The organism is Algibacter agarivorans (assembly GCF_039543245.1).
Classification (GTDB): Bacteria; Bacteroidota; Bacteroidia; order Flavobacteriales; family Flavobacteriaceae; genus Algibacter_G; species Algibacter_G agarivorans.
This window is the reverse complement of sequence record NZ_BAABJJ010000011.1, coordinates 60,318-75,563: the sequence shown is the minus strand read 5'-3', so window position 1 is coordinate 75,563 and position 15,246 is coordinate 60,318. Positions and strand designations below refer to the sequence as shown.

Here is a 15,246-nt window from a genome sequence, read left to right as displayed (position 1 = left end):
CTATATTCAATTATACAGTAGAATTATTCACACAAATTATTTTACGTATGCAATTTAACTGATTTTTTTGTATTTTGTCGAAATATTTTACATTATTTTGTATTTCATCGGAAATAAATGCTTTTAAACAGAAAAACTCGCCTAAAATAGGTGAGTTTTTACATATAAGAGTGATATTATTAATTAATGCTGAAGTTCTTCTTCACCATCTTTTAAAGGAATATTTTGTGGAATAAAATCTACATCATGTCCCGGTTTGCTATAATCGTAAGCCCAACGATGTACATGAGGAATTTCTCCTGGCCAGTTTCCATGCATGTGTTCTACAGGAGCCGTCCATTCTAAAGTTGTAGATTTCCAAGGGTTTTGAACAGCTTTTTTTCCGAAGAAAATACTGCTGAAAAAGTTATATAAATATACTATTTGCACCACTCCACCAATTAAAGCAAATATGGTTATGATAACATTAACGTTTGCTAAATCATCAAATAACGGAAAGTTACTATTCGTATAATAACGACGTGGTAAACCTGCCATACCAATAAAATGCATTGGGAAGAATACTCCATAAGCACAAACTGCAGTTATCCAAAAGTGGATATAACCAAGGTTTTTATTAAGCATACGTCCAAACATTTTTGGATACCAATGATATATTCCAGCGAACATACCATACAATGCAGATATACCCATTACTAAGTGAAAGTGAGCTACAACAAAATATGTATCATGTACATTTATATCTAAAGCACTATCTCCTAATATAATTCCTGTTAAACCACCTGTTATAAATGTTGACACAAAACCAATAGAAAACAACATGGCTGGATTCATCTGTAAATTACCCTTCCAGAGCGTGGTTATCCAGTTAAAAGCTTTAACCGCTGATGGAATTGCAATTAACAACGTTGTAAATGTAAACACCGATCCCAAAAATGGATTCATTCCTGAAATGAACATATGGTGTCCCCATACAATTGTTGATAAGAACGCGATGGCTAATATAGAAGCAATCATAGCACGGTAACCAAAAATAGGCTTACGTGAGTTGGATGCCATAATTTCGGAAACTAGCCCCATTGCAGGTAAAATTACAATATATACCTCTGGATGCCCTAAGAACCAAAATAAGTGTTCAAATAATACTGGAGACCCCCCTTGGTAATGTAATACTTCACCTTGAATAAAAATATCTGACAAGAAGAATGATGTTCCAAAACTTCTATCCATTATTAATAGTAAGGCTGCTGATAATAATACTGGAAATGAAATAATACCAATAATAGCAGTTACAAAAAATGCCCAAATTGTTAAAGGTAGTCTTGTCATAGACATGCCTTTAGTACGCAGGTTAATCACTGTTACAACATAGTTAAGCGATCCTAATAATGAAGATGCAATAAATATAGCCATAGATACTAACCATAAAGTCATACCCATACCAGAACCACCTTGTGCCATTGGCAAAGCACTTAACGGAGGATATATAGTCCATCCTGCAGATGCCGGTCCAGCCTCAACAAATAATGAAATTACCATGATTATACTTGATAAAAAGAATAACCAATACGATACCATATTTAAGAAACCTGATGCCATATCACGTGCACCAATTTGTAACGGAATCAATAGGTTACTAAACGTACCACTTAATCCAGCCGTCAATACAAAGAATACCATGATAGTACCGTGAATGGTAACCAATGCTAAATAAATATCAGCATCCATAACACCACCTGGTGCCCATTTACCTAATAAAGCTTCGAATAATACGTTTGGTTCCTCTGGCCATGCAATTTGCATACGGAACATCATTGACATTATTACACCAATAACTCCCATAATAGTACCTGTAATTAGGTACTGCTTGGCAATCATTTTATGGTCTTGGCTAAATATATATTTAGTTACAAACGTTTCTTTATGATGATGTCCGTGGTCGTCGTCGTGAGCGTGGTTATCTGCGTGTGCTGACATAATCTTATATCGTATTTATCTTTTTAATTAGTTAACTAGAGAGTTCTTGAATTGTTTTTGGGTTGCAATCCAAGCATCATATTCTTCTTGAGTTTCTACTACAATTTTCATTTGCATGTTGTAGTGAGATTTACCACAAATTTTATTACATAGTAATAAGTAATCAAACTCATAACGCTCTAAGGCTTCTTCACCATTAGCAATTAATGGTTTACTATTTTCAACTCTAATCTCATTAATTCTTTTAACTTTTTCTTGCATTTGCTGCGTTTCACGCATATCAGCAGTGGTTACAGTTGGTGTAAACCCAAATTGAGTTATCATACCGGGAACACAGTTCATTTGTGCTCTAAAGTGTGGCATATATGCTGAGTGCAATACATCTTGGGAACGCATTTTAAACAATACTGGTTTCCCAACTGGTAAATGCAATTCTGTAGTAATCACATCATCTTGCGCATTTGGATCAGCTTCGTCTAAACCTAAGATGTTAGCGCGGTCAATATCTATTAAACGCACATTGGCTTTACCTAAAGTATTATCATTTCCACCATACCTAGCTTTCCAGTTAAACTGTTGTGCATAAAGCTCTACTACTAATGGGTCATCGCTTTCATCAACACCCATGATATTAATCCAAGTACTTAATCCATAAATAATTAAACCTGCTAAAACAATTACAGGAATGATTGTCCAAATAGCTTCTAATTTATTATTATCTGCAAAGAACAATGCTTTTTTACCCTTTTCACCTTTATATTTAAAAGCGAAATAATGTAATAAAAATTGAGTTATGGTTTGAGTTATGAAAATAATTACCATAGAGATAATCATCAAATTATCAATAGTTGGTCCATGCTCTGAAGCGGAATTCGACATTAAAGGCAAATCACCCCATTTTACAAAGCATACAATGGTAATGATATAAATGAATGCTAAAAAGCCTATCATTAAATATGCATTTAAGGTATTGTCCTTATCGGTGGCAACTTGTGAATTTTCAGTCTTAGCTTGCGCTAAATCGAAAATCTTAACCATTTGCCAAATGGCAACTAAAATAAATACTAAAACTATAATTGTTAATAAAGCAGTCATTGGTATCGTTCGTCTTTATTTATATCTAATTAATAATGAAATTCTTCACTTTCCTTTCTAAAAGGATATCCTTTTACTAGCAATGGAGCTTTTGTAAGCGCTGTAAACACTACAAATATGAATAAGCCTGCGAAAAGTAATACTGAACTTATTTCAGGAATTCCTATAAACCATCTGTCTCCAACAGTTGCTGGCATAATCATATTGAAAATATCTATATAATGTCCAAACAAAATAACTAAACCTGCCATAACCACAAACCAAGGGATACGTTTGTAATCGGCATTCATTAACATTAATATTGGAAATACAAAGTTCATAACCACCATACCTAAGAACGGTAATTTATAATCTTGGAAACGTGTTACAAAATAGGTTACTTCTTCTGGAATATTCGAATACCAGATTAACATGAACTGTGAGAACCATAAGTAAGTCCAGAAAATACTGAAAGCAAACATAAACTTAGCAACATCATGTAAATGATTTTCATTTACAAACTCTAAATAGTTTCTAGATTTTAAATAAATAGTAATTAAAGCTATAACCGTAATACCACTTACAAACATACTAGCAAATACGTACCATCCAAATAATGTTGAAAACCAGTGAGGATCTACACTCATAATCCAATCCCAAGACATCATAGATTCTGTATATATAAAGAATACTAAAAATGCTGCTGAAATACGGAATGATTTTTTGAAGTTACTTTTATCTTCTGCTGTATCTTGAGCAATAGAGAATTTACGTGAAAAATGACGGTACAAGCTCCAACCTCCTATAAATATTAAACCTCTAATGATGAAACCCCAAATGTTTAACCATCCTGTTTTTCCTTCAATAAGTTTATCATGAGCCACAACTTCTGGATCCATCCAGATGAATAAGTTATTATGGCCAATAAAGTGAGATGCAGCTGCTATTCCCAAAACGATCAAAGCGCCAGGTAATAAGTACGCAGTCATTCCCTCCATAACTCTAAACAATACTGGAGACCACCCTGCTTGTGATGCAATTTGAATAGCATAAAATGCTAAAACTCCAAGTGCAATCATCATAAAGAAAAATGCGGCAACATAAAGCGCAGACCAAGGTCTATTTGCTATTTGATGCTGAACATGCTCAATATGTTTTGCATGTTCGTCTACCTCTGCGTGAGCAGTTTCTCCGTGACTTTCAGCGTGTGAATCTACTGTTGCATGTGCACCATGACTTGCTTCATCATGAGTAGCCTCTTCACCATGTCCTCCACCGTGATGTGATTCTTCTGCAAGTAAGTGCTCAACTTCCTCAAAAGATTTATGAGATGTCATAAAACCATATCCAACACCTAATGCTCCTAATATCATTAAAATGAAAGAAAATGTCTTTAATTTATTTGAAAATGTATACATATCTTATAATAATCTTATCAATCTTACTTTTCTAAATCTGCTTTCAACTTTAACACATACGATACCACTTGCCAACGCTCTTCCTCATTCAATTGGTTAGCGTAAGAACCCATAGCATTTTTGCCATAATATATCGTGTGATAAATACTTCCTGCATTTATCGCTCTACCTGCATCATCATAACTAGGAATACCAAGAATCTTTTCTCGTTTCACCAAGTTACCTTGCCCTTTTCCTTTATTTCCGTGGCAAATTCCACAATAAATATCGTACAATTCTTTTCCTCGATTCAAATCCACCTGAGTCGAATCTAAAGGAGTCATTAAAGTCGCTTTTGCTAACTCATATCCTGCTGTAGAATTTTCAATATCGAAAGGCACATAACCTCTAGGTATTGAACCATCAACTGGCAACTGCGCCTCTACTCCGTTAGGAAATGCAGCTTCACCATACGTTTCATATCCAGCAGATTCATACATATTCGGCATGAATTGATAGTTAGGTGCTGTGCTCTTATTACAAGATACAGCAACAAAAACAACTGCTATTACTAATATTTTAATTAAGCTTTTCATCTTTATCATTAATGGGCTTTATCAACTAAATTAATTTCTACGGCTCCAGTTTCTGCTAGCAAACTTTCTAGTTCTTTTTCATTTCCATGAACAGCAATTTCCATTAAAAAATGGTCATCGGTAGTTCTTGGGTCAGGATTTTCAGCATTTTTGAATGGCCACATTCTACTACGCAGGTAAAATGTAATTACCATTAAATGCGCTGCAAAAAACACCGTAAGTTCAAACATAATTGGCACGAACGCTGGCATATTTTCTATATAACTGAAACTTGGCTTACCTCCAATATTTTGAGGCCAATCTTCAATCATAATGAAATTCATCATCACAATCGCTACGGTTAAACCAACTAAACCATACATAAATGCTGTAATAGCAATACGTGTAGGAGCAAGTCCCATGGCTTTGTCTAGTCCGTGAACTGGAAATGGTGTATATATTTCTTCAATGTGATGTCTTTCTGCCTTAACCTGTTTAACGGCCGACATTAAAATATCATCATCAGTATAAATAGCGTGAATAACTTTTGAAGCTTCCATTGACTATGTTTAGTTTATTAATTTTTTAGCTTGTCCAGACCAATCATCACGTTCGGCTCTTCCTGGGAAAGTACCTGTAATACTGTCTAACAAATCGTATTCTTTTTTCGTCATCTTACTAACCTGAAGGAAGGTATAAATACCAATACTGTTAAGTACTTCTTCCATTTTTGGACCGATACCATTTATTTTCTTTAAATCATCGGCAGTTTGCGTAGCTGCATCAAAAGCACCTATACTTCCCAAAAGGTTACTCACTTTTTCTGAATTATCACCTTTTGAAGTTGCAGCAGGTTTAATAACAGTTCCTCCTGATGTTCTTGCATCGGCGCCTGTTCCTACCAAACTGTTTCCAGCTTCTCTAATATTTTTATAACGTTCTCCAGATGATTTTAAAATTGTTTTAACCTCAGCTTGCGCTATTACTGGAAATGTTCTTGCATATAATAAAAATAACACAAAGAAGAATCCAATCGTTCCGATAAAAATTCCAATATCAACAAATGTTGGAGAGAACATCGTCCATGATGATGGTAAATAATCTCTGTGTAATGATGTTACAATAATTACAAAACGCTCGAACCACATTCCAATATTTACTACAATTGAGATAAAGAAGGAGAACATAATGCTTGTTCTTAATTTCTTAAACCACATAAACTGTGGAGAGAAAACATTACAAGTCATCATTGCCCAATACGCCCACCAGTAAGGTCCGGTTGCTCTGTTTAAGAATGCGTATTGTTCGTATTCTACACCAGAATACCATGCTATAAATAACTCTGTGATATATGCTACACCAACGATTGAACCTGTAATCATAATGACTATGTTCATTAATTCGATGTGTTGTACTGTAATATAATCTTCAAGGCTACATACTTTTCTCATAATTATAAGAAGCGTATTTACCATGGCAAATCCTGAGAATACCGCTCCAGCAACAAAGTATGGTGGAAAAATCGTTGTATGCCACCCTGGAATAACGGAAGTTGCGAAGTCAAACGATACAATAGTATGTACAGAAAGTACTAATGGTGTTGCTAAACCAGCAAGTACCAAAGATACTTCTTCAAAACGTTGCCAATCTTTTGCTCTACCAGACCATCCGAAACTTAATAATGAATAAATTTTCTTTTGAAAAGGTTTAATCGCTCTATCTCTAAGCATAGCAAAATCTGGTAATAATCCAGTCCACCAGAATACTAATGATACCGATAAATACGTCGAAATCGCGAATACATCCCAAAGTAATGGCGAGTTAAAGTTTACCCATAACGAGCCAAATTGATTAGGAATTGGTAATACCCAATATCCTAACCATGGACGACCCATGTGAATAATTGGGAACAAACCTGCTTGTACTACCGAGAAAATGGTCATAGCCTCCGCAGAACGGTTAATTGCCATTCTCCATTTTTGACGGAACAATAAAAGTACCGCCGAAATCAATGTTCCTGCGTGACCAATACCAACCCACCAAACGAAGTTAGTAATATCCCAAGCCCAACCTACGGTCTTGTTTAAACCCCAAGTTCCAATACCTGTTGATATTGTGTATAAAATACATCCGATTCCCCAAAGGAAAGCCACAAGTGAGATACTAAATACTATCCACCATTGCTTATTTGCTTTTCCTTCTACAGGAGCAGCCACATCCACAGTAACGTCGTGGTATGATTTTTCCCCTGTAACTAAAGGTCTTCTAATAGGTGCTTCGTAATGAGACGCCATAATTATATAATTGATTCTTTAATTAAATTTATGCTTCAGTTGTATTTCTCACTTTAGTATGATACTGCACATTAGGCTTGGTACCAACACTTTCTAACAAGTGATACATACGATTATCTTTTAAAAGTTTTGCAACTTTTGAGTATTTATCATTAATGTCACCAAAACTCATTGCTCCGTTGCTACAAGCTGCAGAACATGCTGTTTGGAATTCGCCATCTTTAATTTCACGACCATCACGTTTGGCATCCAAAATTGTTTTTTGTGTTTTTTGAATACACATAGAACATTTTTCCATCACACCACGAGAACGTACTACCACATCTGGATTTAATACCATACGGCCTAAATCATCATTCATATGATAATCAAACTCATCATTGCCATTGTACAAGAACCAGTTAAAACGACGAACTTTATACGGACAGTTGTTAGCACAATATCTTGTACCTACACAACGGTTATAAGCCATGTGGTTTTGACCTTGACGACCATGAGATGTTGCTGCCACAGGACAAACTGTTTCACAAGGCGCGTGGTTACAATGCTGACACATTACTGGTTGGAATGCTACTTGAGGATTCTCAGAAGCATTTTCCATTTCAGCAAATTCACTTAATGAACTTCCTAAACCAGATATATCGTCTTTTTTAGTATTATCGCCTTCAAACGATTCTTCAGATGAATAATATCTATCAATACGTAACCAGTGCATATCACGGCTACGACGCACTTCAGTTTTACCAACAACAGGCACATTATTTTCAGCGTGACAAGCAATAACACAAGCCCCACATCCCGTACAGGCATTTAAGTCGATTGACAAGTTGAAGTGATGCCCGATTGAACGATCAAATTCATCCCATAAATCAACATCTGGAGATGTTACTGGAGTTTCTACGTGGTTTAAAGATACAGTAGGCACTTTATTCCAAACATTTCTATCTTTAGTATTGAATATCTCTAAAGTAGTTTCTTTAATGATATCGCCACGCCCCATTAAGGTATTGTGTAACTGTACTGAAGCAAATTCATGCTCACCAGCAGCAGCTTCAATAGTAACATTTTGAACTGTATTGAAGTTTTGATAAAATGCATAGGCGTTAACACCTGTTTGCATTTCTGTTTTTAAACCTTTAGTTTTTCCGTAACCTAATGCTAATCCTACAGAGCCTTTTGCTTGCCCTGGCTGAATCATTACTGGCACTTTTAAAGTAGCTCCGTTTACCGAAACATTAGCATAACTACCATTTAATGCACCGTTAGCCACATGTGTATTGGTTAAACCTTTTTCATCAGCATCCGCTTTAGAAATGGTTAAATAGTTATCCCAAGATGCTCTTGTTAAAGGATCAGGAAATTCTTGTAACCATGGGTTATTGGCTTGTTGCCCATCTCCCATACCTACTTTAGTATATAATGTTAATTCTAAACCTCCGTTTGATTTTGCAGAAGAAGCTAAAGCTCTCGCTGCATTCCCTGAAGGTGCTTCTACTGCTTCATCAGCATCAGATGTCTCCACAGTTTCAGTAGCAATTTGTCCTACATAAACACCATCATGTAATGCTTTATTGAAAGAATCACCACTTAAAATACCAGCTCCCCAAGCATCTTTGATATAATCATGATAAGACACATCATTTCCTGTCCATTTTAATAAAGCGTCTTGAAACTGACGTGTATCAAATAAAGGACGTATTGTTGGCTGCGTTAATGCATAATGTCCTTTCTTAATTTCAACGTCGCCCCAAGATTCTAAATAATGAGGAGCTGCTGCAATATATTGTGTTTCTGAAGACGTTTCGTCTGCTTTCATAGAAAACGCTACAGATAATTCTACTTTTTTCAATCCTTCAGCAAAATCTGAAGCATTTGGTAAGCTGTATATTGGATTTACACCACTCATGATAAGTGCTCCAACCCGACCTGCTTTCATATCACCAACTAATCTAGCAACAGCAATATCACTACCTTGCCTTGTTTTAATTGGAGATGTTTTATCAAAAGCTTTACTACCTAAAGCTTCGTTAATTTCTAAAGCTACAGTTTGAGCGTTTACATCTTGAATTCCTGTAACCACTAAACCTTTACTTCCTGCTTTCTTAAGTTGAGAAGCTGCTTTCTTAATAGCATCTTCGATGTTTTCAGGTAAAGTTCCTGAAACAGAACCACCAACCACATAACTATATAACTTAGCTAAAGCTATTTTTTGTTGTGAAGGCGTTAAAGGTACACGTTTATCTGCATTTGCACCAGTAAGAGACATATTAGACTCAAACTGAATGTGTCTTGACATTTTACCGTGATCAGGCACTCTATTTTTAGAATATCCAGAATCAAATCCGCCACCTTGCCAATCTCCTAAGAAATCTGCACCAACAGAAACGATAGTCATCGCTTTAGCAAAATCGTAATTCGCTAGCCCGCGTTCTCCATATTTAGCCTGATAAGCATCCAATGCAGTAGATTCTGAAACAGCATCGTACACTACATGACTAACATTACCGTATTTTTCTTTAAATTCTGAAATCAACTTACTTGTAGATGGACTAGCAAACGTTTGTGTTAATAACACAATGTTTTTATTAGCCGCAGCAATATCAGTTAATTTTTGATTGGTTTCAGCATCAAAGTCACTCCAAGAAATTGACTCACCATCTTTTTTAGGACCTTGAACTCTTAAACTATCATACAATCCTAAAACAGAAGCATTTACTCTAGCATTAGCACTACCATTGGTAGCTGCCATTGTATTATTCTCAATTTTAATTGGACGACCTTCTCGGGTTCTTACTAAAACACTTGCAAAATCAAATCCATCAGCAATTGTAGTTGCATAATAATTAGCAACCCCTGGAATAATTTCCGTTGGTTGCACTATATAAGGAATAGATTTTTTCACAGGACCTTCACAAGCTGCTAAAGAAGCAGCCGCTGTACTAAATCCTACATACTTTAAGAAATCGCGACGTGTTGTTGATGTAGCTTCTAATGTATCTTTATCACCTAAAAATTCATCAGTAGGAATCTCATTAACAAACTCGTTTTGTTTTAGCGTCTCAACAATAGAGCTATTTTCGTTTAGCTCTTCAACACTTTTCCAGTATTTCTTGTTTGATGACATATTATATAATTGAATTACTTCTTATTTAAATTTATTAATAGTGACATTTACCACATTCCATACCGCCCATTTGAGCAACCGTTAAATTATCTACACCATACTTTTTAGATAATTCTTCATGTATTTTTGTATAGTAAGCATTGTCTTTTACATTTACATCGGTTTCTCTATGGCAATTAATACACCAACCCATAGTTAAGGGCGCATGCTGATACATAACTTCCATTTCTTCAACAGGACCATGACATGTTTGACATTCTTGACCACCAACAGTAACGTGTTGCGAGTGATTGAAATACACAAAGTCTGGCAAATTATGAATACGCACCCATTTTACCGGTTGTGCATCACCCGAATATTTCTGATCTTCATCACTCCACCCAGCTGCAGCATATAATTTTTTGATTTCACCATCATAGAATTCTTTAGAATATTCTGGAGTTGTTTCTCCGTTATACTCATATATAGATTTATGACAGTTCATACAAACATTTAATGAAGGTATACCTGAGGTTTTACTAACTCTAGCGGAAGAGTGGCAATATTTACAATCAATACCATTATCGCCAGCGTGTATCTTATGCGAAAAATGAATAGGTTGTACAGGTTGATACCCTTGGTCTACACCAATTTGCATAAAGAAACCAAATACAAAATATGCACTTGACAATAAAAAGAATATGGCAACAATAATCATTAAAAATTGATTTTGCACAAATGCTTTCCACAGCGGTGTTCTTCCCGAAGTTTCAGGCAAATCGATATTTTGAGCTGAAGCAAAACGGCGTAATGTTTTGTTTACTACGTACAAACCAGCTGCTAATAAAATGAAAAGAATTGCTAAAGCACCTAAAATAATTTCGTTCGAGATACCATTTGAAGAACCACTTGTTTCTCCTCCTCCAACTGGAGCAGCAGCTTGAGCAGGTGCTTTCTTTTCCTCTGCTGTATAAGCAAGGATGTTACTTATATCTTCGTCCGATAATTGAGGCATAGCAGTCATTGCTGCACCGCCATACTCATTATAAATTTTGTTTGCGTAAGCGTCACCAGATTTAATAACGCCAGAACTATTACGAATCCATGCTTGAATCCAAGCACGATCTAAACCTTGCTCTTCATCCAAACGCGCTTCTACATGACGCAACGCAGGTCCCGTCATTTTTTTATCTAACTGATGACAAGCAGCACAATTGGCATTAAATAATGATTTTCCTTTTGCTGGATCCCCTTCCTGAGCGGAAAGAGCGGTTGTAAACGCTAATAATACAACTAAGCTTAAACGAAGAAAGTTTGTACTTAATTTACGGTGAATCACCTTTCTCATATTGTTGGTTAAATTAACTTCTAAACTTTGGCATGATTTTTATCATATAATAAATAAAAAATACACGCAGTTAAAAAAATCTGTCGCAAAAGTAATATTAAAAGTCGATTTGAAAAATGTTAGAGAAGTGATAATTGGTAATTTAGAGGAATTCTAAATAACAAAAAGAACCACAATTAAGTTTATAACGTATACATTTGTATAAAAAAATTTAAAAAAATGAACACATATAAATTAAGAATCAGTTTTTTAAGCGTTTTTTGTTTTGCACTAACGTCGACCTATTGTTTTTCGCAACAAGGCCATGTTACTATAAATCAAGACAAGCACATTACCGTTTTATTAGATCTTAAAAAAGAAATGAATAAGAATGAAACTGATTCTGAAAGGTTTAAAATACAGGTGTATTCTGGGAATCGTTCTGGGGCTCAAAACGCTAAAAATGAATTTAGTAGTTCTTTTGGCGATTGGCATCCTTCAATGCAATATGAAACGCCAAATTTTAAAATTTGGGCAGGTAATTTTAGAACGCGATTAGAAGCGGATAGAGCTTTAAAACGTATTAAAACAAAATTCCCTAGCGCATTTATTTTTAAGCCTAAGAAAGATAAAAATTAGTTTATTAAAGTTTTTATGCTTAAATATTGTCAATACAATTTAACAATACGTCAATAAATCTTATTAATTATTTTAATTTCTTTTTAACCTCAACTTCATGGAAAGCCTCAATTATATCGCCTTCTTTAATATCGTTATAGTTTTTAATTTGCATACCACAATCATAACCTTTAGTTACTTCTTTGGCATCATCCTTAAATCGTTTTAACGACGCTAATTCTCCTGTATAAACTACTACACCATCCCTTATTAATCTAATCCCTGAACTTCTAAGTATTTTACCATTAGTTACCATACATCCTGCAATAGTTCCAACTTTAGAAACTTTAAACATTTCTCTAATTTCAGCAGTACCTGTAATCTCTTCTTTAAGCTCTGGAGATAACATACCTTCCATCGCATCTTTAAGATCATTAATAGCGTCGTAAATAATAGAATATGATCTAATATCGATTTCTTCTTTATCTGCAATCATTCTTGCGTTACCAACAGGTCTCACATTAAATCCAATAATAATCGCGTCGGAAGCTGAAGCTAATAACACATCACTTTCTGTAATGGCTCCAACACCTTTATGTAAAATATTAACTTGAATTTCTTCAGTTGATAATTTCTGGAACGAATCTGTTAAGGCTTCAACCGAACCATCAACATCACCTTTAAGGATAATATTAAGTTCTTGGAAATCACCAAGTGCAATACGACGTCCAATTTCATCAAGCGTTATATGACGTTGCGTGCGTACAGACTGCTCGCGTTGCAATTGCGCTCGCTTTGAAGCAATTTGTTTTGCTTCACGCTCATCATCAAATACATTAAATTTATCACCTGCCTGAGGCGCTCCGTCTAAACCAAGAATAGACACAGGTGTTGAAGGTCCGGCTTCTGCAACGTCGTTTCCACGCTCATCGTGCATAGCTTTAACCTTTCCACTATTTTTTCCTGCAAGTACATAATCCCCAACTTTTAAAGTTCCAGCTTGTACTAGTATTGTAGACACATAGCCTCTACCTTTGTCTAAAAAGGCTTCAACTACAGTACCTACAGCAGGTTTATTTGGATTTGCTTTAAGCTCTAATAATTCTGCTTCAAGCAATACTTTTTCTAATAATTCTTTAACTCCAGTTCCTTCTTTAGCTGAAATATCATGAGATTGAATTTTTCCTCCCCAATCTTCAACTAATAAGTTCATTTGTGCTAATCCATCCTTAATCTTTTCTGGATTAGCGTCTGGCTTATCTATTTTATTTATAGCGAATACAATAGGAACTCCCGCTGCTTGCGCATGCGATATAGCTTCTTTTGTTTGTGGCATAATATCATCATCGGCCGCTGCTACAATAATAGCAATATCTGTAACTTGAGCACCACGAGCACGCATGGCTGTAAAGGCCTCGTGACCCGGAGTATCTAAGAATGCGATTTTTTGACCTCCTTCTAATTGAACACCGTAAGCACCAATATGCTGTGTAATTCCACCAGACTCTCCTGCGATTACATTTTCTTGACGAATATAATCTAGAAGCGACGTTTTACCATGATCTACGTGACCCATTACTGTAACAATTGGCGCACGTGGTTCTAGATCTTCTGGTCTATCTTCAACTTCTTCAATAGATTCTTCAATATCTGCAGTTACAAATTCTACTTGATATCCAAATTCATCAGCAACTATAGAAAGTGTTTCAGCATCTAAACGTTGGTTCATGGTAACCATCATTCCAAGTGACATACACGCTGAAATAATTTGGGTTACACTCACATCCATCATAGTAGCTACTTCATTTGCGGTAACAAACTCAGTTACTTTAAGGATTTTGCTTTCTGCTGCTTCTATCCGCTCATCAATCTCAGTCTGCTCCCTATGCTGATCTCTTTTATCTCTTCTGTATTTTGCGCCTTTTCCTTTGTTTGATTTACCTTGAAGTTTCTCAAGTGTTTCGCGCACTTGTTTTTTAACATCTTCTTCTGAAGGTTCTTCTTTAGGAACATTACGACGCCCTTGTCCTGGTTTACCTTTAAACCTGTCGTTTCCTCCTGTTCTTGGACCACCTGATCTATTTCCAGGACCAGTTTGAGGTGCTCCAGCTTTACTAATACGGCGACGCTTTTTCTTATTAGCATCTCCAGCTTTAGCTACTGGTTTTTTCTCTTCTTTCTTCTTTTTAGGTTTATTAAATTGAGATAAATCAATTTTATCACCTGAAATTTTTGGCCCAGTAAGTTTTTTATATTGTGTTTTTACCTTTTCATCAGGAATCACATTCCCTTCTTCATCGGTAATTGTAGCTACTTTTTTTGGTTCCTTTGCAATTACTTTTACGGGTTCTGTTTCTTTTGCAGTTTCCGTTTCTTTAACAACTGCTTTATCTTCTACTTTAGGAGTAGATGCTTTTACAGGTGCTTCTTTTACCTTTTCTACAACGGGTTTCTCAACAACTTCCTCTTTAGTAACAACGGCCTTAGCTTCTGTTTTTTTAGGATCTAAATCAATTTTACCTACTTGTTTAGGTCCAGAAAGCGTTTTTGAAGCTTTAACAACCTCTTCTTGTTTAGCTTTTTCAATGGCTTCTTGAGCTTTTTGCTTTACTTCTAATTCTTTTTCACGTTTTACACGTAAATCTTCCTTTTCCTTTAGCTTAGCTTCACTTACTTCTTGCGACTTCACTTTTTTGTTCGCATCAGTTTCGAATTCATCTGAAAGAATCCTATATGTTTCTTCAGAAATCTTCGTAGTGGGACGCTTCTCTATCTCGACACCTTTAGAATCTAGAAATTCTACGGCACGATCTAAAGAGATGTTAAGCTCGCGTAATACTTTATTTAATCTAATTGTCTCAGCCATAAATCGCCTTTAAAA

Annotated in this window: 10 protein-coding genes; 1 reads left to right on the top strand and 9 read right to left on the bottom strand. The window is 35.5% G+C overall.

Features of this window, described 5'->3' with window-relative positions; genetic code table 11:
• Positions 1 to 183: 183 nt before the first annotated feature.
• Genes ABD935_RS04255 through ABD935_RS04220 form a run of 8 tightly spaced genes read right to left on the bottom strand, consistent with a single transcriptional unit; the run spans position 184 to position 11,768 of the window.
• On the bottom strand, positions 184 to 1,977 hold the full coding sequence (locus ABD935_RS04255) for a cytochrome c oxidase subunit I (protein ID WP_345190380.1): 1,794 nt from the start codon (positions 1,975 to 1,977) through the stop codon (positions 184 to 186).
• 27 nt (positions 1,978 to 2,004) lie between these two features.
• Positions 2,005 to 3,072, bottom strand: a complete 1,068-nt coding sequence (locus ABD935_RS04250; RefSeq protein ID WP_345190379.1) for a cytochrome c oxidase subunit II — start codon at positions 3,070 to 3,072, stop codon at positions 2,005 to 2,007.
• A gap of 29 nt (positions 3,073 to 3,101) precedes the next feature.
• Positions 3,102 to 4,469 (bottom strand): quinol:cytochrome C oxidoreductase, encoded by a 1,368-nt coding sequence (locus ABD935_RS04245; protein ID WP_345190378.1) that lies wholly within the window; start codon positions 4,467 to 4,469, stop codon positions 3,102 to 3,104.
• 23 nt (positions 4,470 to 4,492) lie between these two features.
• Complete coding sequence (locus tag ABD935_RS04240; protein ID WP_345190377.1) at positions 4,493 to 5,044, bottom strand: c-type cytochrome; 552 nt, start codon at positions 5,042 to 5,044, stop codon at positions 4,493 to 4,495.
• 8 nt (positions 5,045 to 5,052) lie between these two features.
• Positions 5,053 to 5,583, bottom strand: coding sequence for a DUF3341 domain-containing protein (locus tag ABD935_RS04235; protein ID WP_345190375.1), 531 nt, complete (start codon positions 5,581 to 5,583; stop codon positions 5,053 to 5,055).
• Between the two features lie 9 nt (positions 5,584 to 5,592).
• Positions 5,593 to 7,317 carry an NrfD/PsrC family molybdoenzyme membrane anchor subunit gene (gene nrfD / locus ABD935_RS04230; protein ID WP_345190374.1) on the bottom strand — a complete coding sequence of 575 codons (1,725 nt, stop codon included), beginning with the start codon at positions 7,315 to 7,317 and terminating at the stop codon, positions 5,593 to 5,595.
• 28 nt (positions 7,318 to 7,345) lie between these two features.
• The gene (locus tag ABD935_RS04225) at positions 7,346 to 10,441 is read right to left on the bottom strand and encodes a TAT-variant-translocated molybdopterin oxidoreductase (RefSeq protein ID WP_345190373.1); all 3,096 of its coding nucleotides are present in this window, start codon (positions 10,439 to 10,441) and stop codon (positions 7,346 to 7,348) included.
• 34 nt (positions 10,442 to 10,475) lie between these two features.
• Positions 10,476 to 11,768 (bottom strand): c-type cytochrome, encoded by a 1,293-nt coding sequence (locus ABD935_RS04220; protein WP_345190372.1) that lies wholly within the window; start codon positions 11,766 to 11,768, stop codon positions 10,476 to 10,478.
• A 219-nt stretch (positions 11,769 to 11,987) separates the two neighbouring features.
• On the opposite strand from ABD935_RS04220, the gene ABD935_RS04215 reads away from it, so the two are divergent.
• Positions 11,988 to 12,386 (top strand): SPOR domain-containing protein, encoded by a 399-nt coding sequence (locus ABD935_RS04215; protein ID WP_345190370.1) that lies wholly within the window; start codon positions 11,988 to 11,990, stop codon positions 12,384 to 12,386.
• Positions 12,387 to 12,453: 67 nt separating this feature from the next.
• On the opposite strand, the gene infB is transcribed toward ABD935_RS04215, so the two are convergent.
• Complete coding sequence (infB, locus tag ABD935_RS04210; protein ID WP_345190369.1) at positions 12,454 to 15,231, bottom strand: translation initiation factor IF-2; 2,778 nt, start codon at positions 15,229 to 15,231, stop codon at positions 12,454 to 12,456.
• Positions 15,232 to 15,246 lie beyond the last annotated feature (15 nt).

Excerpts from the sequence above, each read along its gene's own strand:
- ABD935_RS04255 (WP_345190380.1), bottom strand. The coding sequence starts at position 1,977 with ATGTCAGCACACGCAGATAACCACGCTCACGACGACGACCACGGACAT.
- ABD935_RS04250 (WP_345190379.1), bottom strand. The coding sequence starts at position 3,072 with ATGACTGCTTTATTAACAATTATAGTTTTAGTATTTATTTTAGTTGCC.
- ABD935_RS04245 (WP_345190378.1), bottom strand. The coding sequence starts at position 4,469 with ATGTATACATTTTCAAATAAATTAAAGACATTTTCTTTCATTTTAATG.
- ABD935_RS04240 (WP_345190377.1), bottom strand. The coding sequence starts at position 5,044 with ATGAAAAGCTTAATTAAAATATTAGTAATAGCAGTTGTTTTTGTTGCT.
- ABD935_RS04235 (WP_345190375.1), bottom strand. The coding sequence starts at position 5,583 with ATGGAAGCTTCAAAAGTTATTCACGCTATTTATACTGATGATGATATT.
- nrfD (WP_345190374.1), bottom strand. The coding sequence starts at position 7,317 with ATGGCGTCTCATTACGAAGCACCTATTAGAAGACCTTTAGTTACAGGG.
- ABD935_RS04225 (WP_345190373.1), bottom strand. The coding sequence starts at position 10,441 with ATGTCATCAAACAAGAAATACTGGAAAAGTGTTGAAGAGCTAAACGAA.
- ABD935_RS04220 (WP_345190372.1), bottom strand. The coding sequence starts at position 11,768 with ATGAGAAAGGTGATTCACCGTAAATTAAGTACAAACTTTCTTCGTTTA.
- ABD935_RS04215 (WP_345190370.1), top strand. The coding sequence starts at position 11,988 with ATGAACACATATAAATTAAGAATCAGTTTTTTAAGCGTTTTTTGTTTT.
- infB (WP_345190369.1), bottom strand. The coding sequence starts at position 15,231 with ATGGCTGAGACAATTAGATTAAATAAAGTATTACGCGAGCTTAACATC.